The following is a 22,310-nucleotide window of genomic DNA, read 5'->3' as shown; positions in this document are numbered from 1 at the left end:
CCGGCGGGAATGACCGCACACCCCCTGCGTTGCATTGAGTCGAAGGCACTCAAGTTCCCCAGGAGGTCCCTTTGCCACAGACGTTCGGCCCGACCGGCGGCAGCGACTCGTTCGACGAGTTCCTCGCACGACTGCTCGCGGCTTCCCAGGACCCCGGCCGGTCCCAGCGGTCCGTGCCGTTCGGTCGACCGGTGGACATCACGCGACTGCTCAGCCGTCGCACCCACGAGCTCCTGCAGCAGACGGCTGCGTACGCCGTCGAGCAGGGGCAGCGCGAGATCGACGCCCTGCACGTCCTGCACGTGCTCGTCGGCACCGAGCCCTTCGCCGCCGTGCTCCGGTCCGCCGGCGCCGACCCGGAGCACTTCGCCGCCGAGGTCGAGGAGCGCCTGCCGATGCCCTCCGGTGAGCAGGTCGACGGCCGGCCGGCACTGACCCCGTCGGCCCAGCGCATCCTGCTCGAGGCCACCCAGGCCGCGCGCGGCTTCGGCAGCACCTACACCGACCCCGAGCACGTCTTCTTCGCGCTCGTCACGGACCAGGACACGGTCGCGGGCCAGCTGCTCGCGAGCGCCGGCGTCACCCCGCAGGTGATGCAGTCCTTCGCACACGACGCGGCAGCGGCTGCACGAGAGGGGTGCGCCGTGCCGGGTACCGCCGAAGCGCAGCAGGAGCAGCAGTCGGACACCCCGACGCTCGACCAGTTCGGCACCGACCTCACCGCACGCGCCCGTGACGGGCACGTCGACCCGGTGATCGGTCGCGCGGACGAGATCGAGCAGACCGTCGAGATCCTGCTCCGTCGCACCAAGAACAACCCCGTCCTCATCGGCGAGCCCGGTGTCGGCAAGACCGCGATCGTCGAGGGGCTCGCGCAGCGCATCGTCGACGGCGACGTCCCCGCCCTGCTCCAGGGCAAGCGGGTGGTCGCACTCGACCTGCCCGGCATGCTCGCCGGCACCCGGTACCGCGGCGACTTCGAGGAGCGGCTCACGAACGCCATGGACGAGATCGCCGCACACGCCGACGAACTCATCGTGTTCGTCGACGAGCTGCACACCGTCGTCGGCGCCGGTGGCGGCGGCGGCGAGGGCGGCTCGATGGACGCCGGCAACATCCTCAAGCCGCGCCTGGCCCGCGGCGAGCTGCACCTCGTCGGCGCCACGACGCTGAACGAGTACCGCCGCATCGAGAAGGACGCCGCGCTCGAGCGTCGGTTCCAGCCGGTCACGGTCGGGGAGCCGAGCGTCGAGGACGCCGTCGCGATCCTCACCGGCCTGGCGCCCCGCTACGCCGAGCACCACGGTGTGACCTACACCGACGACGCCCTGCGCGCCGCGGTGGAGCTCTCCCACCGGTACGTGACCGACCGGCACCTGCCGGACAAGGCCATCGACCTCGTCGACCAGGCCGGTGCCCGTCGTCGCCTCGCCCGGTCGGGCGAGGTGGACGTCGAGGCGCTGCGCCTGCAGGTCGCGGACCTGGCTGCCCGCAAGGACCGCGCGGTCACCGAGGAGCAGTACGAGGACGCGTCGCACCTACGCGACGAGGTCGCCGTCCTGGAGGCCCGGATCACCGCCGCCACGAGCGGCTCCGTCGAGCACGCCACCGGCACCGAGCACGGGGACGACGTCATCACCGAGGCGGACATCGCCGCCGTGGTGTCCCGCGCCACCGGCATCCCGGTGACCCGACTCGGCTCGGCGGACCGGACCCGTCTGGCCGCCCTCGAGTCCGAGCTCCACGACCGCGTGGTCGGGCAGGACGACGCCGTGCGGGCGATCGCCAAGGCCGTGCGCCGCAGCCGGACCGGCATGGGCGACCCGCGTCGGCCGGTCGGCAGCTTCCTGTTCCTCGGACCGACGGGCGTCGGCAAGACCGAGCTCGCGAAGGCGTTGGCGTCGTCGCTGTTCGGGGACGAGTCGGCGATGCTCCGGTTCGACATGAGCGAGTTCGGTGAACGCCACACGGTCTCCCGCCTGGTCGGTGCCCCTCCGGGGTACGTGGGCTACGACGAGGCCGGGCAGCTGACCGAGCGCGTCCGCCGCAACCCGTACTCGGTGATCCTGCTCGACGAGGTCGAGAAGGCGCACCCGGACGTGTTCAACCTGCTCCTGCAGGTGCTCGACGACGGCCGGCTCACGGACGGGCAGGGCCGCACGGTCGACTTCCGGAACACGGTCGTGATCATGACGTCGAACATCGGTTCCGAGTTCCTCGCGTCGCGCTCCGGCGCGCTCGGGTTCTCGGTCGCCGCCGACGGTGGCTACGCGGAGGAGGACCTGCGCAACCGGGTGATGGGCAAGCTCCGCGAGGCGATGCGTCCCGAGTTCATCAACCGCATCGACGAGATCGTCCTGTTCCGCAAGCTCGAACGGACGCAGCTGCGCTCGATCGTGTCGCTGCTCCTGCAGGACACGGCGTTCCGGCTGGCCGCGCAGGGCATGGTCCTGACGGTGTCCGAGGCGGGGACGGACTGGCTCGCCGAGCACGGGTACGAGCCCGAGTACGGCGCGCGTCCGCTCCGTCGGCTCATCCAGCGCGAGGTCGACGACCGGATCGCCGAACTCGTCGTCGAGGGTGTCGCACACGAGGGCGTGACGGTCCGCATCGACGTCGCGGACGGTGCGCTCACGGCGATGGTCGAGGCCCCGGTCGCGGTCTGACGAGCGGGTCGAGTGCGGAGCCCCCGGTACTTCGGTGCCGGGGGCTCCTCCTGTGTCCGGAATGTCGTCCGGAGAGAAAGCGGGGGAAGAATCTGCGGAACGGGTTGCGCATTTCTTCTCGACGTGGATAGTGTTCTCTCGACGCGAACGGATGACCGAATCGCTCGCACCGACAGAATCACCATCCCGCACGAACGAACCGTGCCGAAAGGAGGCCGTTGATGACCACCATGCAGACGCCGTTCCGAGCAGTCCGTGGAACCACCGGCCTCCGTTCCGGGTCCTGCTGACCGGACGGACTCCGTCCCCGGGGTGCTCGGCACTCCGGCTCGTGCACGATCGCTGCTGCGACCGGCCGACACCGGCGCCCCGGCGTCCGTGACCCGGTCGTCCGACACGCTCCGACAAGGGCGGTCGGACGCTGCCGTCCCGGATGTCCAGGCAGGACCGGCCGATCCCGCAGCGTGCACGTGACGAGGCGGTCTCGGCCGGTCTGACCGGGGCGTCCCGCCGCGGACAGGCGCATCCAACCGGCTCGGCCAGACCGTGCCGGCAGCGCTCGGGCACGGCCACGCCGCGCCGGCCAGCCCGCTCCGGTGGGCTCGCGCCTCCTGCTGCGGCAGGCGGGATCGGGTCGTGCCGGGCGCAGCCGACCGGGCCGCATCGACCGGGCCGACCACGAGTGGTGGCCCCGGCAGCGGTGCGGCCGTGCACCGTCGGTCGCTCCTGGCACCGCGGCCGCCGTCCAGTCGTTCCGCAGCCCCTCGAAGAATGCGTCGCACCGCCGTCGTGCGCATTCCGCGAGGTGTTCCGTCGCGCCTGACGAACAATGCGGTCGGCGCTCTCCGGTCGATTCGTCGACCCCTCCTCCACCGTTCTCGAACACATTCTCGAACGCATTCCCGACAGGAAGAACCATGGCATCGAAGACCCTCCTCCGACCCGTCCGCCCACCAACCGGGCGACCCGACCGTGTGTCGTTCCCCGACCGCGTGGCGCTCCGGATCGGACTCGCCCTCATCGTGTGGAGCCGCCGCACCCGTCGGCAGCCGCACGAGACCGACCCGGCCGCGGAGCTCCGTCGACACCGCGCCGACCAGGAACGACGCGCCCGTGACGCCGAGTGGCTGCTCCTGCTCTCCGGCGCGCCGCCGTGGCGGTGACACCCGCGGCAGTCCGTCACCGCGCCCGCGGTCCCCGGACCCAGGCGCCACCCGCTCCCGGTGCCGGTGGCGTCGGCCGCTGCCGGGTCCCGTGCCCGCGCTGCCCCGTCGTCGACGTGCGCCGGCGGCCCGTACCGTTGACGGCATGACCGACACCGCCGCTGCCCTCGTCGAGCGCCTCACCCAGATCGTCCCCGACTTCCCGAAGCCGGGCGTGCTGTTCCGCGACGTGACCCCGGTGTTCGCCGACCCGATCGCGTTCGGCCGCGTGTGCGAGGCCCTCGCGGCCCCCTTCGCCGTGGGCGGGGGCTTCGCAGCCGTCGCCGGCATCGAGGCGCGCGGGTTCGCCCTGGCCGGGGGGATCGCCGCGCAGCACCAGGTCGGAGTGCTCACCGTGCGCAAGGCGGGCAAGCTCCCCGGCGAGGTCCTCAGCGAGCAGTACGCGCTGGAGTACGGCGAGGCCGAGCTCGAGCTCCGCCCGGGGCAGCTCGAACCGGGCACGCGTGTGCTCGTCGTCGACGACGTCCTCGCGACCGGTGGCACCGCCGCCGCCACCGTGACGCTGCTCGAGCGCGCCGGGTACGAGGCCATCGGGTTCGCCGCGCTCCTCGAACTGGACGGGCTGTCCGGCCGCGAGCGGCTCGAACCGCGCCTGCCGGTCGCGACCCTCGGCGCTGTCCCCGCCTGAGCTGTCCACGGGCGCCGCGCACGGTCCCGGCGGGGGCCACGGACGCCACTACCATTGACGCACCACCGTACCGAGGGAGCCCCACCATCGTGACCGAGTCAGTCGCCGCCGAGTCCGCCGAGCCCGCCGACGTGCCCCAGGCACCCGAGCCCCGCACCGCGACGACCACCACGACGGGCACCGAGCTCTTCGACGGCGTCCGCGGTGTCGTGGCGATCCGGGTGGCCGGCGTCCTCAAGGACCTCGCCGCCGACGTCCAGGCCGGCGAGACCGCCGAGCCCGTCACCCTCGACGAGCAGGACGGCCTCGACATCCTCCGGCACTCGGCCGCGCACGTGCTCGCGCAGGCGGTGCAGCAGATCAACCCGGACGCCAAGCTCGGCATCGGGCCGCCCGTGACCGACGGCTTCTACTACGACTTCGACGTCGCCGAGCCCTTCACCCCGGAGGACCTCAAGGCGATCGAGAAGGGCATGGACCGCATCGTCAAGCAGGCCCAGCGCTTCCGCCGCAAGGTCGTCACCGACGACGAGGCCCGCGAGCTGATGGCGGGGGAGCCCTACAAGCAGGAGCTCATCGGCCTGAAGGGTGCCGCGTCCGAGGGTGACTCCGGCGAGAGCGTCGAGGTCGGCGCGGGCGAGCTCACCGTCTACGAGAACGTCGACCCGAAGTCGGGCGAGGTCGTCTGGCAGGACCTCTGCCGCGGGCCGCACGTGCCGCACACCCGCTGGATCGGCAACGCCGCGAAGCTCATGCGCGTCGCCGCCGCCTACTGGCGCGGCTCCGAGAAAAACCCGCAGCTGCAGAGGGTCTACGGCACCGCGTGGCCGGACAAGGACCAGCTCAAGGCGTACCTCGTGCGCCTCGAGGAGGCCGCGAAGCGCGACCACCGCAAGCTCGGCGCCGAGCTCGACCTGTTCTCGTTCCCCGACGAGATCGGCTCGGGCCTGGCGATCTTCCACCCCAAGGGCGGCATCATCCGTCGTGAGATGGAGGACTACTCGCGTCGTCGGCACGAGCAGGAGGGCTACTCCTTCGTCTACACGCCGCACATCACGAAGGGCGACCTGTTCGAGCAGTCCGGTCACCTCGGCTGGTACAAGGACGGCATGTTCCCGCCCATGCACATGGACGAGGCGCGCGACGAGGACGGCAACGTCACCCGACAGGGTGCGGACTACTACCTCAAGCCGATGAACTGCCCGATGCACATCCTGGCGTACCGGTCGCAGGCCCGCTCGTACCGCGACCTGCCGCTGCGCATGTTCGAGTTCGGCACGGTCTACCGCAACGAGAAGTCCGGCGTCATCCACGGCCTCACCCGGGTCCGCGGCCTGACGCAGGACGACGCGCACATCTTCACCACGCAGGAGAAGATGAAGGAGGAGCTCACCACGACCCTCCAGTTCGTGCTCTCGCTGCTCCGCGACTACGGTCTCGACGACTTCTACCTGGAGCTCTCCACGAAGGACCCGGAGAAGTACGTCGGCGACGACGAGGTCTGGGAGGTCGCGACGAACACCCTGCGCGAGGTCGCCGAGGAGTCCGGGCTCGAGCTCGTCGCCGACCCCGCAGGTGCCGCGTTCTACGGCCCGAAGATCTCCGTGCAGGCGCGCGACGCGATCGGTCGTACCTGGCAGATGTCCACCGTGCAGCTCGACTTCAACCTGCCCGAGCGCTTCGGCATCGAGTACGCCGCCGCCGACGGCACCCGCCAGCGCCCCGTGATGATCCACCGCGCGCTGTTCGGCTCCATCGAGCGGTTCTTCGGCGTCCTCACCGAGCACTACGCCGGCGCGTTCCCGGTCTGGCTGTCCCCGGTGCAGGTCGTCGCGATCCCCGTCGCCGAGGAGTACGGCGACTACCTCGACGAGGTCGTCGCGAAGCTCCGCGCGCACGGCGTCCGTGCCGAGGTGGACCACTCGGACGACCGCATGCAGAAGAAGATCCGCACGCACACCAAGGCGAAGGTGCCGTTCCAGCTCATCGCGGGTGGCGACGACCGGGACGCCGGTGCCGTGAGCTTCCGCTTCCGGGACGGCCGCCAGGACAACGGCGTGCCCGTCGACGAGGCGGTCGAGCGCATCCTCACCGCGATCCGCGACCGCGTGCAGGTCTGATGTCCGGTCCGCTCGACGACGAGGGCGACCCGCTGGAGATCCGGGACGCCGCCACCCAGGCGGCGGTCCCGGACGCCTTCCAGCGGCTGTGGAACCCGCACCGCATGGCGTACATCGACGCCGGTCGTGCGGGGGAGGGTCGCGGACACCGGGACGACTGCCCGTTCTGCGAGGCACCGCGCAAGTCCGATCGTGAAGCCCTCATCGTCGCGCGGGGCGAGCACGCGTACGTCCTGCTCAACCTGTACCCGTACAACAACGGCCACCTGCTCGTCTGCCCGTACCGCCACGTCCCGCTCTACGACGAGGCGACACCGGACGAGCTGCGCGAGATCGGCGAGCTGACCCAGACCGCGATGCGGGTCCTCCGGCAGGTCTCGCACTGCGACGGCTTCAACATCGGGATGAACCAGGGCGAGGTCGCCGGTGCCGGCGTGGCCGCGCACCTGCACCAGCACATCGTGCCGCGGTGGCAGTCGGACGCGAACTTCTTCCCCATCATCGCCCGGACGAAGTCGCTCTCACAGATGCTCGGTGAGACCCGTCGTCTCGTCGCCGAGGGGTGGCCGGAGCACTAGACTGGGGGGATCATGAGCGACAGCACCCCCAGCACCGTCACCGCCACCTCGACCACCGGGTCCTCGCGCGTCAAGCGCGGTCTCGCGGAGATGCTCAAGGGCGGCGTCATCATGGACGTGATCGACGCCGACCAGGCCCGCATCGCCGAGGAAGCCGGCGCGACCGCCGTCATGGCACTCGAGCGTGTGCCCGCCGACATCCGTGCACAGGGCGGCGTCGCCCGCATGTCGGACCCGTCGATGATCGAGGAGATCATCGCCGCGGTGTCGATCCCGGTCATGGCGAAGGCCCGCATCGGCCACTTCGTCGAGGCGCAGGTGCTGCAGGAGCTCGGCGTCGACTACATCGACGAGTCCGAGGTCCTCTCGCCGGCCGACTACGTCAACCACATCGACAAGTGGGGCTTCACGACGCCCTTCGTCTGCGGTGCGACGAACCTCGGCGAAGCCCTCCGTCGCATCACCGAGGGCGCGGCCATGATCCGCTCCAAGGGCGAGGCCGGCACGGGTGACGTGTCCGAGGCGACGCGCCACATCCGCACGATCTCGAAGGAGATCGCCGCGTTGCGCAACCTCAAGGAAGACGAGCTCTACGTCGCCGCCAAGGAACTGCAGGCCCCGTACGACGTCGTCAAGGAGGTCGCGCAGACCGGCAAGCTCCCGGTGGTGCTCTTCACCGCCGGTGGTGTCGCCACCCCGGCCGATGCCGCGATGATGATGCAGCTCGGCGCCGACGGCGTCTTCGTCGGCTCCGGCATCTTCAAGTCGGGTGACCCGGCGAAGCGCGCCGCCGCCATCGTCAAGGCCGTCACCTTCCACGACGACCCCAAGGTCATCGCCGAGGTCTCGCGTGGCCTGGGCGAAGCGATGGTCGGCATCAACGTCGCCGACGTCCCGGCGCCGCACCGCCTCGCCGAGCGTGGCTGGTAGGGCCGCACCGCGGATCGGCGTCCTCGCGCTGCAGGGTGACTTCCGCGAGCACATCGCCTCGCTGACGGAACTCGGCGCCGACGTGGTGCCGCTCCGTCGCCCGGAGGAGATCGACACCCTCGACGGTGTCGTGATCCCCGGGGGCGAGTCGAGCGTGATGGACAAGCTGTCCCGGGCGTTCGGGGTCGCGGACCCGCTGACCGCCGCCATCCGTGCTGGGCTGCCGACGTACGGCACCTGCGCCGGCATGATCATGCTCAGCGCGCGGATCACCGACGGCATCGCCGGGCAGCACACGCTCGACGTGCTCGACACGACGGTCCGCCGCAACGCGTTCGGCAACCAGAACGACTCGTTCGAGATCGACATCCCGATGCCCGACCTCGGTGGGGACCCCGTGCACGCGGTCTTCATCCGGGCACCGGTCGTCGAGCAGCACGGCGACGACGTGCACGTCCTCGGTGCCCTGCCGGACGGACAGGTCGTCGCGGTGCAGCAGGGCAACGTGATCGCGAGCGCCTTCCACCCGGAGGTCGCCGGAGAGGACCGGTTCCACCGGCGCTTCCTCGACGTCGTCCGGTCCGCCTGACGCTCCCGTGGGCCCCACGCGCCGGTGCAGCGCGCCGGGGCCGCACCGCGCCTCCCGGGCCGGTAAGCTGCTGGAGATCTTCCGCACGACGCAAGGAGAACCGTGTCCGGGCATTCCAAGTGGGCAACGACCAAGCACAAGAAGGCGGTCATCGACCAGCGCCGTGCGAAGTCGTTCGCCAAGCTCATCAAGAACATCGAGGTCGCGGCGAAGATGGGCGGCGCCGACATGTCGGGCAACCCGACGCTCGTCGACGCGGTCCAGAAGGCCAAGAAGACCTCGGTGCCGAACGACAACATCGACCGCGCCGTCAAGCGCGGTGCCGGCCTGACCGGTGAGTCGATCGAGTACACGACGATCATGTACGAGGGCTACGGCCCGAACGGCGTCGCGCTGCTCATCGAGTGCCTCACGGACAACAAGAACCGTGCGGCGGCCGAGGTCCGGACGGCGATGTCCCGCAACGGCGGCACCATGGCCGACCCGGGCAGCGTCGCCTACAACTTCAACCGCAAGGGCGTCATCTCGGTCACGAAGACCGACGGCCTCAGCGAGGACGACGTCATGACGGCCGTGCTCGACGCCGGCGTCGAGGACGTCATCGACCAGGGCGGCGGCTTCGAGGTCATCACCGAGGCCTCCGACCTCGTCGGCGCACGCACCGCGCTGCAGGACGCCGGGATCGACTACGACTCGGCCGACGCCGAGTTCGTGCCGAACCTCAAGGTGGAGGTCGACGCCGACACCGCCCGCAAGGTGTTCAAGCTCATCGACGCGCTCGAGGACAGCGACGACGTGCAGAACGTCTACGCCAACTTCGACGTGCCGGCGGACGTGCAGGCCGAGCTCGACGAGGACGACGAGGAGTAGACGTGCTCCGCGTGCTCGGGGTGGACCCCGGGCTCACCCGGTGCGGCGTCGGCGTGGTCGAGGTCACGCCCGACCGCCGCGCCCGCCTCGTGCACGTGACGGTCGTCCGCACCCCGGCCGACATGGCGCTCGAGCTGCGCCTGCTGGCGATCGCCGAGGGCATCGCCGAGCAGATCGACGCGCACCGTCCCGACGCCGTCGCGGTCGAGCGGGTGTTCGCGCAGGCGAACGTCCGCACCGTGATGGGCACCGCCCAGGCGTCCGGGCTGGCGCTGCACGCCGCCGCGGCGCGCGGGCTGCCGGTCGGACTGCACACCCCGTCCGAGGTCAAGGCCGCCATCACCGGGTACGGCAACGCGGACAAGCGGCAGGTCCAGGCGATGGTGGCGCGGGTCCTCGGCCTGGCCGAGGCCCCGAAGCCGGCCGACGCCGCGGACGCGCTCGCCCTGGCCGTCTGCCACGCCTGGAGGCTCGGCTCGCCCGACGCCGTCAGCACCGGCCCGCAGACCCTCACCCCGGCACAGCGTGCCTGGCGTGACGCGCAGGCCGGAGCGGCGGGCCGGACCGCGTCCTCCCCGCTCGCGCGGAGCGGCGGAGCGAGGACGTCCGCGGTCCGCCCTAGGCTCGGGGCATGATCGCGAGTCTCCGGGGCACCTGCATCGACGTCGCCGGGTCGACCGCCGTGGTGGAGGTCGGGGGAGTCGGCTACGCCGTCACCGTGACCCCGGCCCACGCCCTGACGATGCGGCACGGGTCCGAGGTGTTCGTCCGCACGGCGCTGATCGTCCGTGACGACGCGTTCGAGCTGTTCGGCTTCGAGTCCACGGACGCGTTGCGCGTCTTCGACCTGCTGCGGAGCGTCTCCGGCGTCGGGCCGAAGTCCGCGCTCGGCGTCCTCGGGCAGATGTCGGCGGCGCAGGTCGCGAATGCCGTGGCGAACGACGACGACGCCGCCTTCCGCAAGGTCTCCGGCATCGGCCCGAAGACCGCGAAGCTCATCATCGTCGCCCTCGCCGGCAAGCTCGCCGCGTTCGAGGCGCCCGCTGCCGGCGGCGCGGCACCGTCCGGCGTCGCGCACCCGGCGTCCGAAGACGTCGTCATCGCACTCGTCGGCCTCGGCTGGCGCGAGGACGCCGCCCGGTCGGCCGTCGACGACGCCGTCGCGAACGAGCCGGGTGTCGAGCAGATGGGCACGCAGGCGCTCCTCCGCGCCGCCCTCGGCACGCTCCGACCCGCCGGGGCCGGCCGATGAGCGGCGGGATCACCGCCGCCGACGCCCAGTCGCCCGAGGAGCTCGCCTTCGAGGGCGCGCTCCGACCGAAGTCGCTCGACGAGTTCGTCGGACAGCGCAAGGTCCGCGGGCAGCTCGACCTGCTCCTCAAGGCCGCGGCCATGCAGGACCGCACACCCGACCACATCCTGATGGCCGGTCCGCCCGGGCTCGGCAAGACCACGCTCGCGATGATCGTCGCGCACGAGTCGAACCGGCCCCTGCGCATGTCGAGCGGGCCGGCGATCCAGCACGCGGGCGACCTGGCCGCCGTGCTCTCGTCGCTCATGCCCGGCGAGGTCCTCTTCATCGACGAGATCCACCGCATGGCGCGCTCGGCCGAGGAGATGCTCTACCTGGCGATGGAGGACTTCCGGATCGACGTCATGGTCGGCAAGGGCGCCGGCGCGACGAGCATCCCGCTCGACCTCGCGCCGTTCACCCTCGTCGGTGCCACCACGCGCGCCGGGCTCCTGCCGAACCCGCTCCGCGACCGCTTCGGGTTCACCGCCCACCTCGAGTTCTACGAGCGGGACGAACTCGAGCAGGTCCTCATCCGCGCCGCGCACCTGCTCGAGCTCGACTTCGACCGGTACGCGCTGCGGGAGATCGCGGGCCGGTCCCGTGGCACGCCCCGCATCGCGAACCGTCTGCTCCGCCGGGTGCGGGACTACGCCCTGGTCCACGGCACGACGGACGGCATGGCCGCGGTGCAGGGCGCGCTCGAGCTCTACGAGGTCGACGAGTACGGCCTCGACCGACTCGACCGCGCCGTGCTCGAGACGATGCTGACCCGTTTCGACGGCGGCCCGGTGGGGCTGAACACCCTCGCGGTGTCGGTCGGCGAGGAGTCCGAGACGATCGAGTCGGTCGTGGAACCGTTCCTCGTCCGCATCGGGCTGGTGACGCGGACCCCGCGGGGCCGGATCGCGACGCCGCGTGCCTGGCACCACTTCGGGCTCACGCCCGGACAGGCCGCCGCGCAGCCGGGGTTGTTCGACGCCGACGGAGCGTGAAGTACCGCACATCTGCGTGCTCTAGACTGCTCGCGCCCGAAACCGCTCGACCGACCGGAGGGTCCCCATGGACCAGTACTTCCTCATCATCATCATCGTGGCGTTCGCGGCCTTCATGTTCTACAGCAGCCGCAAGCGCAAGAAGCAGCAGTCGGAGACCGCCAGCCAGATGGTGCCCGGTGCCCGCGTCATGCTCTCCTTCGGCCTCTACGGCACGCTCGTGTCGGTCGACGACGAGAAGGTCACCGCAGACGTCGAGGTCGCACCCGGCACCGTGATCACGGTGCACCGCCAGACCCTGTCCCGCGTCGTCCCGGAGGAGACCCCGGACGCCGTCGACACCACGACCGAGCCCGAGACGGAGCACGTCACGGAGCTCAACGGCGAGCCGATCTACGGCGAGCGGGTCGAGGACGTCGACACGACGAAGCGCAAGACCGAAGACTGACCGACGACGCCGCCGGGACCGCCCGGAGGCGCGACACCATGGGCCCCGTGCGTTACGACGCGCGGGGCTCACGACAGAAAGACGAGACGACCGGTGGCACGATCGACACCCGTCAAGAAGGCGCTTCGCTCGCTCACCTGGTTGGTGATCATCATGGCGATCCTCGCGGGGCTGAACACCGCCGCGTCGATCCTCGCGAGCACGTCGAAGGACGCCTCCGACAAGTGGTACGACGGGGCGAGTTGGGTGCCGGAGCTGGCACTCGACCTGCAGGGCGGGACGCAGATCACGCTCGCGGCGCAGAGCACCGAGGGCTCCGCCGTCACCTCGCAGCAGCTGCAGCAGGCGGTGAACATCATCCGCCAGCGCATCGACGCCACCGGTGTCTCGGAGTCCGAGATCAACACCCAGGGCGCCAACAACATCGTCGTCTCGATCCCCGGCAAGCCCGACCAGCAGACGATCCAGCGCATCGAGGCAGCCGCGAAGCTGACCTTCCGCCCGGTGCTCTACACCGAGGCCGCCTCGGACAGCGCCGTCGGCGACTCCGGTTCGCCGTCCGCGTCGCCGACGCCGTACTCGCCGCCCGCCTCGCTGCAGGCGACCCCGAGCGCGAAGCCGACGAACGGCAGCGACCTCGCCTGGGCGACGCCCAAGCTGCAGGACCTCTACACGAACTACAAGTGCTCGGCCCCGGACGACGTCACGTCGGCACCGGACAACGAGCCGCTCGTCACGTGTGACTCCGACGGCACGGCCAAGTACATCCTCGGCCCCGTCGAGGTGTCCGGTGCGGACATCAGCAACGCCACGTCGGGCCTCGCCGCCACGTCCCAGGGCACGACCACCGGCGAGTGGGCCGTCAACCTGACCTTCAACGGCGCCGGCACGAAGGACTTCGCGACCGTCACGAACCGCCTGGTCAAGCTGGCCCAGCCGCAGAACCAGTTCGCGATCGTCCTCGACGGCACGGTCATCACCGCCCCGACGACGAACTCGGCCATCACCAACGGCAAGGCGCAGATCACCGGTGCCTTCACCGCGGACTCGTCCAAGACGCTCGCCGACCAGCTCAAGTACGGCGCCCTGCCGATCAACTTCCAGGTGCAGTCGAACGAGGTCATCTCGTCGACGCTCGGCACCGCGCAGCTCGTCGGCGGTCTCGTCGCCGGTCTGATCGGTCTGATCCTGGTCGTCATCTACTCGGTCATCCAGTACCGCTCGCTGGCCTTCGTCACGGTCCTGTCCCTCGGGGTGGCCGCGGCGCTGACGTACCTGGTCATCGCGATCATGTCCTGGCGCGTCGACTACCGCCTGTCCCTCGCGGGTGTGGCGGGTCTGATCGTGGCGATCGGCATCACGGCGGACTCGTTCATCGTGTACTTCGAACGCATCCGAGACGAGCTCCGCGACGGTCGTGCCCTCGAGAGCGCGGTCGAGACCGGATGGAAGCGAGCCCTCCGCACGATCCTCGCGTCGGACTCGGTGAACTTCCTCGCGGCGGTCACGCTCTACGTCCTCGCGGTCAGCGACGTCAAGGGCTTCGCGTTCACGCTGCTCCTGACCACCCTGATCGACGTCATCGTGGTGGCGCTCTTCACCCACCCGATGATGCAGCTCATCGCCCGCACCCGGTTCTTCGGCGAGGGCCACAAGTTCAGCGGGCTCGACCCGGCCGCCCTCGGCGCGGTGTACCGCGGTCGCGCGCAGTTCCGTGCGCCGATCGTGGACGGCAAGCGCCAGCGCAGCGCTCGTGAGGCCGCGCGTCGCCAGACCATCGCCGAGCGCAAGGCCGCCGGCTCCGACAACGGCACGGGCAACGGCACCGGCAACGGGAAGGACAGCTGATGGCGAGCTTCAGCCAGTTCGGCAGTGACCTCTACACGGGCAAGCGGTCGTACGACATCGTCGGGCGTCGGAAGACCTGGTACATCATCGCGATCGTGTGCATCGTGCTCTCGCTGGCGATCCCGTGGCTCCGCGGCGGGTACCAGCTCGGCATCGAGTTCACCGGTGGTTCGGAGTTCACGATCTCCGACGCGAAGTCGACGGACCAGAACCTCGCGACCGAGACGGTCGAGCGCGTCGTCCCCGACGTCATCCCGCGCGTCTCGCAGCTCGGCCAGCACGGCATCCGCGTGCAGACCGGGCAGCTGACGAACGCCCAGACCGACGAGATCGCCTCGGAACTCGCCGACGCCTACCAGGTGCCGGACGAGAAGGTCGCCGCGACGTTCATCGGAGCGACCTGGGGTGCCGACGTGCTCGCGCAGGCCATCCGCGGTCTCGTGATCTTCCTGGCCCTGGCGGCCGTCTTCATGGCGCTGTACTTCCGGACGTGGAAGATGTCGCTCGCCGCCATGACCGCCCTCATCCACGACCTCCTCATCACCGCGGGTGTGTACGGCATCGTCGGCCTCGAGGTCACGCCGGCAGCGGTCATCGGGTTCCTGACGATCCTCGGCTACTCGCTGTACGACACCGTCGTGGTGTTCGACAAGGTGCGCGAGAACACGAGCATCGAGTCGATCCGCACGTTCAAGCAGTCGGTGAACCTCGCGGTGAACCAGACCCTCGTGCGCTCGATCAACACGTCCATCGTGGCGCTGCTCCCGGTCGCCGCGATCCTCTTCATCGGGTCGTACGTGCTCGGCGCCGGCACGCTGCGCGACATCTCGCTCGCGCTGTTCATCGGCATCATCGTCGGCACCTACTCGACGATCTTCCTGGCATCGCCGATGTACGCGCACCTCCGCGAGAAGGAGCCCAAGATCGTGGCGTCCGACGCCAAGAAGACGCAGTCCGCGGCGAAGCGTCCGGTCGAGGCCGGGGCGGACGTCTGATGGGCGCCGTCGAGGTCGACCTCGCCGAGGTCCTCCGTCGCGTCGCCGACGGTGCACCGCTCATCGACGTGCGCGAGCAGGCGGAGTGGGACGACGTCCACGCCCCGCAGGCCACGCTCCTGCCGATGTCGGAGCTGCAGGAACGTTGGTCGGAGGTGCCGTCCGACGACGAGCACCCCGCCGTCGTCGTCTGCCACAGCGGCTACCGCTCCGCGCAGGTCGTCGCGGCGCTCGAGCGTGCGGGCGTCCCCGCCGTCAGCCTCGCGGGCGGCATGGTCGCCTGGGAGCAGGGCGGCGAGCCCGTCGTCCGCGGGGGAGCCGCCTCCGCCGCTGACGGCGAACGTGGTCACGAGCACTGACGCGACGCGCGTAGTGTTGTCGGATCGAGTCCCGGGAGGCGCAGCATGACCGACACGCGTGAGTCCTCGCAGCCGGACGCCGGCGCTGCCTCCCGTCCCGGAGAGGGATCGCTGCCCGGGTCGTCACCGCGGCCGTCGAGTCCGCCGCTGGGCTCCACCACCACCGGCAACCTGGGGTCCCTCCGGTCGTTGCTGCCGCGGCTGTTCTCCCGCGCTCAGCCCGCCGGCGCCGTCGACACCCTGATCCGCACGGTGCGCTCGCACCACCCGAAGGCGGACACGACGCTCATCGAGCGCGCCTACTCGGTCGCCGAGCGCGCGCACGACGGGCAGAAGCGCAAGTCCGGCGAGCCGTACATCACGCACCCGGTCGCGGTCGCGCAGATCCTCGCCGACCTGGGCATCGGGACGATCACCATCGCCGCTGCGCTGCTGCACGACACGGTCGAGGACACCGACTACCAGCTCGACCAGCTGCGCGAGGACTTCGGTGACGAGATCGCGATGCTCGTCGACGGCGTCACGAAGCTCGACAAGGTCAAGTACGGCGACAGCGCCCAGGCCGAGACCGTCCGCAAGATGGTCATCGCGATGTCGAAGGACATCCGCGTCCTGGTGATCAAGCTTGCCGACCGCCTGCACAACGCCCGCACGTGGGGCTTCGTCGAGTCCGCCTCTGCCACGCGCAAGGCGAAGGAGACGCTCGAGATCTACGCGCCGCTCGCGCACCGGCTCGGCATCCAGATGATCAAGCTGGAGCTCGAGGACCTCTCGTTCGCGGTGTTGCACCCGAAGCTCTACGTCGAGATCGACAGTCTGGTCAAGGAACGGCAGCCGAAGCGCGAGCAGTTCGTGCAGAACGTGACCGGCACGCTGAAGAAGGACCTCAAGGCGGCGAAGATCCGCGGCGACGTGATGGGGCGTCCGAAGCAGTACTACTCGATCTACCAGAAGATGATCGTCCGCGGGCGTGAGTTCGACGAGATCTACGACCTGGTCGGCATCCGTGTCCTCGTGCCGACCGTCCGCGACTGCTACGCCATGCTCGGCGCCGTGCACGCCCGGTGGACGCCGCTGCCCGGTCGCTTCAAGGACTACATCGCGACGCCGAAGTTCAACCTGTACCAGTCGCTGCACACCTCGGTCCTCGGTCCCCAGGGCCGTGCGGTCGAGATCCAGATCCGCACGCACGAGATGCACCAGCGTGCCGAGTTCGGTGTCGCCGCGCACTGGAAGTACAAGCAGCGCGTCACCGGTCGTGACGCCGAGACCTCCACGCAGTCCGACCAGGACATGGCGTGGCTGGCGCACATCACCGACTGGCAGGCGGAGACGAGCGACCCGGCCGAGTTCCTCGACTCGCTGCGGTACGAGATCGGTGCCAAGGAGACGTACGTCTTCACCCCGCAGGGCAAGGTCATCGGGCTGCCCGCCGGCGCGACCCCGGTCGACTTCGCCTACGCGGTGCACACCGAGATCGGCCACCGCACCATGGGGGCGAAGGTCAACGGTCGGCTGGTGCCCCTCGAGAGCCAGCTGTCGAGCGGTGACGTCGTGGAGATCTTCACGTCGAAGAACCCCGACTCCGGGCCGAGCCAGGACTGGCTGACCTTCGTCCGCAGCCCCCGTGCGCGGAACAAGATCAAGCAGTGGTTCACCAAGGAACGCCGCGAAGAAGCGATCGAGCAGGGCCGCGACGCGATCGCGCGGGCGATGCGGAAGCAGAACCTCCCGCTGCAGCGCATCATGAGCCAGGACACCATCTCCGAGGTCGCGTCGGCGATGCGGTACGACGACGTGTCGGCGCTCTACGCGGCCGTCGGCGAGGGCCACGTGTCCAGTCAGTCGGTCATCGAGAAGGCACTCGGCAGCATCCAGACGGAGACCGAGACCGACGAGCCGGAGCTCTCGTTCCCGCGGCACGTCACGAGTCGGCAGCTCCGGAACAGCGACAGCGGCGTGCTCGTGCGCGGTGCACCGGACATCCTGGTCAAGCTCGCGAAGTGCTGCACACCGGTCCCCGGTGACCAGATCGTGGGGTTCATCACGCGCGGTCAGGGCGTCTCGGTGCACCAGGCGTCGTGCACGAACGTCAAGTCGCTCATGAACGAGCCCGACCGGATGATCGAGGTCGAGTGGGCCCCGTCGTCAAAGTCGGTGTTCCTCGTGCAGATCCAGATCGAGGCACTCGACCGGTCCGGGCTGCTGAGCGACGTGACCCGCGTGCTGACCGACCACCACGTGAACATCCTGTCCGCCACGGTGTCCACGTCGTCCGACCGTCTGGCGCTGTCACGGTTCGTGTTCGAGATGGGCGACACGACCCACCTCGACCGCGTGCTCAACGCCGTCCGCCGGATCGACGCCGTCTACGACGTGTACCGGGTCAGCGCGGGCTGACCTCGACGCGGGTGTCAGGTCGGTCCGACCGGGTCTCTCGCGAACGCCCCGCCCAGGCCGGGTCCGGTCACGACCGGGCTGCTGCCACCGGGTCCGTTCACGACCGAGCCGCTGCCACCGGGCCCGCGCGCGCCCGCAGCGTGCCCGTTCGCTCCCGACGCACGCCCACCGAGCCCGCTCGCGCGGAACCGCCGCTGCGCCTGCCGTCCCATCGGGAGGCGCTCGGACCGCGCGAGCAGTGCCTCCAGGCGGCCGGCGTCGACCCCGGCGACGGCGACCAGGCCCCGGACGGCCTCCGCGTCCGCGTCGCCGAACCGGCGTCGCGTGCGGAGCAGGTCGAGCGCGGTGGCCTCCGGCGTGAGCACGCGCACCCCGGCGGGTCCGACGACCTCGTCGGCACGCAGCGCGATCTCCCGGACGGCCGTCCAGGCACCGCGACGGCGGAAACGTTCGACGGCGGGGACGCAGCAGTCGTGGGGGAGCGGAGGACGCGAGCACGCACCCCAGATCCAGGCGGCGCTCAGTCCGGCCGCGACGAGCCGGGGGTCGCTGACCGACCACCCGTACGATGCCGCGCGGAGGGCCGGGTCCTGCGGCTCGGCGACGGAGGCCCAGCAGGCCCCGACCGCGACGAGGTCTCCGGCGAGCACGGCGGCGCGGAGCTCGGCCTCCGGCCAGCCGTCCGTCGTGACGAGGCGGTCGGAGGGCACATGGAGATGATGCCGCACGCGAGCCCACCGACGACGGGTGTGTGGAGAAGCCGCTCAGCCGGTGCTCGTCGCCGACGCACCTCGCCGGCACCGGACCGCGGCACGCGTGCGCACGAGCACCCCCACGAGCAGTCGCGCGAGCTCCCGGGCCAGCGGACGTGCGAGCATCCGCACGAGCGCGAGCCCGGCTCGGGCGTCAGCGCAGGACGTCCGCCCGGTGGACGAGCGCCGCGGCACCGATGAGCGGCCCGTCCTGCGACAACCCCGTCGGCACGATCCGCACCTTGGTCACGAAGGGGAACTCGACCCGCTCCGCGACGGCCTGCCGCGCGTACTCGAACAGGTCGGGGGAGACGTGGGAGAAGCCGCCGCCGATCGCCACGACCTCCAGGTCGACCAGGCTCGTCGCCGCCGCGATCGCCTGCCCGAGGGCCCGACCGCTCCGCGCGACCGCCGCGACCGCGATCTCGTCCCCGGCGGCGTACGCGGCCGCGAGCTCCTCGCCGGTGCTGCCGGCGAATCCCTGGCGGCGCGCCCACGCGACGGTCTTCGGGCCGCTGGCCACCGCCTCCAGGCAGCCGGTGCCGCCGCAGGCGCACGGGTCGTCGTACCCGCCGCACTCGACGTGTCCGATGTGCCCGGCGTTGCCGGTCGGGCCGCTGACGGTGCGGCCGTGCAAGATGAGGCCGCCGCCGACGCCGGTCGACACGATCATCCCCATGACGTGGTTGGAGCCCTGCGCTGCGCCGACCCAGTGCTCGGCGAGCGTGATCGCCAGGCCGTCCATGCGGAGGGTCACGGGCACGCCGTCCGGCACGTGGGCGGCGATCCGGTCGCGCAGCGGGTAGCCCCGCCAGACCGGCATGTTGAGCGGGGAGACGAGACCGTGCTCCTCGTCGACCGGCCCGGCCGAGCCGATGCCGACGCCCACCAACGTCGCGTCCGCGGGCAGGGTGGCGAGGGTGGCGACGACGACCTCGTCCACCGCGGCCTGCAACTCCTCGGAGGTGCGGCCGGCGCCGGTGGGGCTGCGGTGCCGGGTGGCCGGCAGGACGACGCCCTGGTCGGTGACCAGGGCCGCCTCGACCTTGGTCCCCCCGAGGTCGACGGCGAGGGCGAGGGACGAGGAGGTGGTGCTGGACATGCGCACTCCGGTGTGGCGGTCTGGAGGCCCGGCTGCGGTTGCGGACGCTCCGTCGCGTCCGGCGCGGCCGGCCCGGTGGGGTCGGTCGGGGAGGTGGTCAGGGGGACGACGGCGCCGGTCGGCAGAGCCGACCGGCGCGGGGCGTCAGTACGACGAGGTGTCGTCGCCGCGGTCGGACGCCGCGCCGGTCTGCGCGCGGTGCGCGACCTCGTCGAGGATGCGGGCGGACGCGCTCGTGCCGATGCGGTCGGCACCCGCGGCGACCATCTCGACGAGTGTGTCGAGCCCGCGGACCCCGCCGGAGGCCTTCACGCCGGTGTCGGCGCCGACGGTCTGGCGCATGAGGCGGATGTGCTCGGCGGTCGCCCCGCCGCCGGCGAACCCGGTGGAGGTCTTCACGAAGGCAGCACCGCCGGCGACCGCGGCACGGCTGGCGGCGACGATCTCGTCGTCGGTGAGGTACGCGGTCTCGAGGATGACCTTGACGACGGTGTCACCGGCTGCGTCGACCACGGCGCGGACGTCACGCTCGACGCGCTCCCAGTCGCCGGACTTCGCGGCGCCGATGTCCTGCACCATGTCGAGCTCGAACGCCCCGTCGGCGAGGGCCTGCAGCGACTCGGCGACCTTGGCGGCCGTCGACGTCGTGCCGTGCGGGAAGCCGATGACGGTCCCGACGCCGACGCCGGTGCCCTGCAGGCGCTCGACGGCGTGCAGCACGTCGCCCGGTCGGACACACACGCTGAAGACACGGTGCGCGGCGGCCTCGTCGAGCTGGGCGTCGACGTCGGACCGGCTCAGCTCGGGCTTGAGGATCGCGTGGTCGATGAGTCGACGGACGGCGTCCGCACTGATGGCTTCGGGGTCGGCGGGGAGCGCTGCGTTGTCCACCCGGCAAGCCTACAAGGAGGCGTGGGGCGTACCGTGCGGTGCATGCGCGTCCTCGTCACCGGGGCCACCGGGTACATCGGTGGCCGACTGGTCCCCAGACTCCTCGAAGCCGGACACGACGTCCGGGTCCTCGTCCGCAACCCCCGCAAGCTGCAGGACGTCCCCTGGAGCGACCGCGTGGAGGTGTCCGAGGGCGACCTGCAGGACGCCGACGCCGTGGCCGCGGCGGTGGACGGCATCGAGGCGGTCTACTACCTCGCCCACGCGATGGGAGCGGACGGCGACTTCGAGCAGGCCGAGCGTGACGCCGCGCAGACGATGGCCCGCGTCGCCGCCGAGGCCGGCGTGCAGCGGTTCGTGTACCTCGGCGGCCTGCACCCCGACGGCGACCTCAGCAAGCACCTCCGCAGCAGGAAGGAGGTCGGTGAGATCCTGCTCGGTTCCGGCGTCCCGACCGTCGCGCTGCAGGCCGGTGTCGTCATCGGGTCGGGCAGCACCTCGTTCGAGATGATCCGGCACCTGACCGACGTGCTGCCGTGGATGCCCGCGCCGCGCTGGGTCCGGAACCGCATCCAGCCGATCGCCGTGCGCGACGTCCTGTACTACCTGGTGCAGGCGCTCACGGTCCCGGCGGACGTGAACCGCACCTTCGACATCGGCGGGCCGGACGTGCTGCGCTACGGGCAGATGATCAACGGCTACGCGGTCGAGGCCAAGCTCCCGCAGCGCCCGATCTCCGTCCTCCCGGTGCTGACCCCGCGGCTCGCGGCGCACTGGTTCAACGTCGTCACCCCGATCCCGCGCAAGCTCGCCACACCGATCATCGAGTCGCTCCAGTTCGAGTGCGTGCAGGGCGAACACGACATCGACGACGTCATCCCGGCGCCCGAGGGCGGACTCACCTCGTACCGTCGCGCGGTCCGCCTCGCGCTGGCGAAGATGCGCTCCGGGGAGGTCGAGACGAGCTGGCGGAACGCGACCCTGTCGAGCGGGTCCGCCGACCCGCTGCCGAGCGACCCCGAGTGGGCCGGGCACACGGTGTACGTGGACGACCGCAAGCGGCACTCGTCCGCACCGCCGGAAGCGGTCTGGAGCGTCGTCGAGTCCATCGGCGGCGAGAACGGCTGGTACTCGTTCCCGCTGGCCTGGGTCGCCCGAGGCTGGCTGGACAAGATCGCCGGCGGCGTCGGTCTCAACCGCGGACGCCGCGACCCGAAGCGCCTCGAGCAGGGCGACGCGCTCGACTGGTGGCGTGTGGAACGGCTCGTCCGCGGCCGCTACCTGCGCCTCCGCGCCGAGTTCAAGTCGCCGGGACGTGCGTGGCTCGAGATGACCGTGACCCCGTCCGACGACGGCGGCAGCGACTACCACCAACGCGCGATCTACTTCCCGCAGGGCCTGGCTGGCCGCCTTTACTGGTACGGCATCCTGCCGTTCCACGGCGTCATCTTCCCCGGCATGGTGGAGCGCATCACCGCCAGGGCCGAACGGGAGGCGCACCGCACCGATTCGACGCAGCGCAACGCCACGTACCAGGATGACCAGGCGCAGCCGGCGCACGAGGAGGCCAGATGAGCGACGACACCAGCACCGACCGCCCGTCGGCTCCCGCCGACGCGGTCCGG

20 protein-coding genes are annotated in these 22,310 nt (G+C 71.1%); 17 read left to right on the top strand and 3 right to left on the bottom strand.

The features are described 5' to 3' along the window. Positions 1 to 71 precede the first annotated feature (71 nt). The 16 genes from KM842_RS05345 to KM842_RS05270 all read left to right on the top strand — a co-directional run bounded on the left by KM842_RS05345 (position 72) and on the right by KM842_RS05270 (position 17,940). Positions 72 to 2,666: an ATP-dependent Clp protease ATP-binding subunit gene (locus tag KM842_RS05345; protein ID WP_216261446.1), complete on the top strand. Its 2,595-nt coding sequence runs from the start codon at positions 72 to 74 to the stop codon at positions 2,664 to 2,666. Positions 2,667 to 3,583: 917 nt separating this feature from the next. Further along, complete coding sequence (locus KM842_RS05340) at positions 3,584 to 3,829, top strand: hypothetical protein (RefSeq protein WP_216261445.1); 246 nt, start codon at positions 3,584 to 3,586, stop codon at positions 3,827 to 3,829. Between the two features lie 145 nt (positions 3,830 to 3,974). Then, positions 3,975 to 4,517: an adenine phosphoribosyltransferase gene (locus tag KM842_RS05335; RefSeq protein WP_216261444.1), complete on the top strand. Its 543-nt coding sequence runs from the start codon at positions 3,975 to 3,977 to the stop codon at positions 4,515 to 4,517. 131 nt (positions 4,518 to 4,648) lie between these two features. Then, the gene (gene thrS, locus KM842_RS05330) at positions 4,649 to 6,637 is read left to right on the top strand and encodes a threonine--tRNA ligase (RefSeq protein ID WP_216262128.1); all 1,989 of its coding nucleotides are present in this window, start codon (positions 4,649 to 4,651) and stop codon (positions 6,635 to 6,637) included. Continuing rightward, positions 6,637 to 7,215: an HIT family protein gene (locus KM842_RS05325; protein WP_216261443.1), complete on the top strand. Its 579-nt coding sequence runs from the start codon at positions 6,637 to 6,639 to the stop codon at positions 7,213 to 7,215. Before thrS ends, KM842_RS05325 begins: the two co-directional genes overlap by 1 nt. Positions 7,216 to 7,227: 12 nt before the next feature. Beyond that, on the top strand, positions 7,228 to 8,145 hold the full coding sequence (gene pdxS, locus KM842_RS05320; RefSeq protein WP_216261442.1) for a pyridoxal 5'-phosphate synthase lyase subunit PdxS: 918 nt from the start codon (positions 7,228 to 7,230) through the stop codon (positions 8,143 to 8,145). After that, the gene (pdxT, locus tag KM842_RS05315; protein ID WP_216261441.1) at positions 8,135 to 8,734 is read left to right on the top strand and encodes a pyridoxal 5'-phosphate synthase glutaminase subunit PdxT; all 600 of its coding nucleotides are present in this window, start codon (positions 8,135 to 8,137) and stop codon (positions 8,732 to 8,734) included. Before pdxS ends, pdxT begins: the two co-directional genes overlap by 11 nt. Positions 8,735 to 8,836: 102 nt before the next feature. Next, the gene (locus KM842_RS05310) at positions 8,837 to 9,604 is read left to right on the top strand and encodes a YebC/PmpR family DNA-binding transcriptional regulator (protein WP_216261440.1); all 768 of its coding nucleotides are present in this window, start codon (positions 8,837 to 8,839) and stop codon (positions 9,602 to 9,604) included. A 2-nt stretch (positions 9,605 to 9,606) separates the two neighbouring features. Next, the gene (ruvC, locus tag KM842_RS05305) at positions 9,607 to 10,239 is read left to right on the top strand and encodes a crossover junction endodeoxyribonuclease RuvC (RefSeq protein ID WP_216261439.1); all 633 of its coding nucleotides are present in this window, start codon (positions 9,607 to 9,609) and stop codon (positions 10,237 to 10,239) included. Then, complete coding sequence (ruvA, locus tag KM842_RS05300; protein WP_216261438.1) at positions 10,236 to 10,856, top strand: Holliday junction branch migration protein RuvA; 621 nt, start codon at positions 10,236 to 10,238, stop codon at positions 10,854 to 10,856. Before ruvC ends, ruvA begins: the two co-directional genes overlap by 4 nt. Beyond that, positions 10,853 to 11,890: a Holliday junction branch migration DNA helicase RuvB gene (gene ruvB, locus KM842_RS05295; protein ID WP_216261437.1), complete on the top strand. Its 1,038-nt coding sequence runs from the start codon at positions 10,853 to 10,855 to the stop codon at positions 11,888 to 11,890. Before ruvA ends, ruvB begins: the two co-directional genes overlap by 4 nt. A 67-nt stretch (positions 11,891 to 11,957) precedes the next feature. Next, positions 11,958 to 12,338, top strand: a complete 381-nt coding sequence (locus KM842_RS05290; RefSeq protein ID WP_216261436.1) for a preprotein translocase subunit YajC — start codon at positions 11,958 to 11,960, stop codon at positions 12,336 to 12,338. A 93-nt stretch (positions 12,339 to 12,431) separates the two neighbouring features. After that, positions 12,432 to 14,186 carry a protein translocase subunit SecD gene (gene secD / locus KM842_RS05285; RefSeq protein WP_216261435.1) on the top strand — a complete coding sequence of 585 codons (1,755 nt, stop codon included), beginning with the start codon at positions 12,432 to 12,434 and terminating at the stop codon, positions 14,184 to 14,186. Next, complete coding sequence (gene secF, locus KM842_RS05280; protein ID WP_216261434.1) at positions 14,186 to 15,181, top strand: protein translocase subunit SecF; 996 nt, start codon at positions 14,186 to 14,188, stop codon at positions 15,179 to 15,181. Before secD ends, secF begins: the two co-directional genes overlap by 1 nt. Further along, positions 15,181 to 15,540 (top strand): rhodanese-like domain-containing protein, encoded by a 360-nt coding sequence (locus KM842_RS05275; protein WP_216261433.1) that lies wholly within the window; start codon positions 15,181 to 15,183, stop codon positions 15,538 to 15,540. The genes secF and KM842_RS05275 overlap by 1 nt, the downstream gene beginning before the upstream one ends. A gap of 45 nt (positions 15,541 to 15,585) precedes the next feature. Continuing rightward, complete coding sequence (locus KM842_RS05270) at positions 15,586 to 17,940, top strand: RelA/SpoT family protein (RefSeq protein WP_253206262.1); 2,355 nt, start codon at positions 15,586 to 15,588, stop codon at positions 17,938 to 17,940. 14 nt (positions 17,941 to 17,954) lie between these two features. Here the strand turns inward: KM842_RS05270 and KM842_RS05265 are convergent, their stop codons facing one another. The 3 genes from KM842_RS05265 to deoC all read right to left on the bottom strand — a co-directional run bounded on the left by KM842_RS05265 (position 17,955) and on the right by deoC (position 20,685). Beyond that, complete coding sequence (locus KM842_RS05265) at positions 17,955 to 18,650, bottom strand: type IV toxin-antitoxin system AbiEi family antitoxin (RefSeq protein WP_216261432.1); 696 nt, start codon at positions 18,648 to 18,650, stop codon at positions 17,955 to 17,957. A gap of 196 nt (positions 18,651 to 18,846) precedes the next feature. Beyond that, positions 18,847 to 19,794, bottom strand: a complete 948-nt coding sequence (locus tag KM842_RS05260) for an ROK family protein (RefSeq protein ID WP_216261431.1) — start codon at positions 19,792 to 19,794, stop codon at positions 18,847 to 18,849. 144 nt (positions 19,795 to 19,938) lie between these two features. Further along, a complete protein-coding gene (gene deoC, locus KM842_RS05255) occupies positions 19,939 to 20,685 on the bottom strand; it encodes a deoxyribose-phosphate aldolase (RefSeq protein WP_216261430.1) in 747 nt (248 codons plus the stop codon). Positions 20,686 to 20,727: 42 nt separating this feature from the next. Here deoC and KM842_RS05250 point away from each other — a divergent pair, with 42 nt between their 5' ends. After that, a complete protein-coding gene (locus tag KM842_RS05250) occupies positions 20,728 to 22,260 on the top strand; it encodes an SDR family oxidoreductase (RefSeq protein WP_216261429.1) in 1,533 nt (510 codons plus the stop codon). Positions 22,261 to 22,310: the final 50 nt, after the last annotated feature.

Source organism: Curtobacterium sp. L6-1, assembly GCF_018885305.1.
GTDB classification, from domain to species: domain Bacteria; phylum Actinomycetota; class Actinomycetes; order Actinomycetales; family Microbacteriaceae; genus Curtobacterium; species Curtobacterium aetherium.
This window is presented reverse-complemented; position numbering and strand designations above follow the sequence as displayed.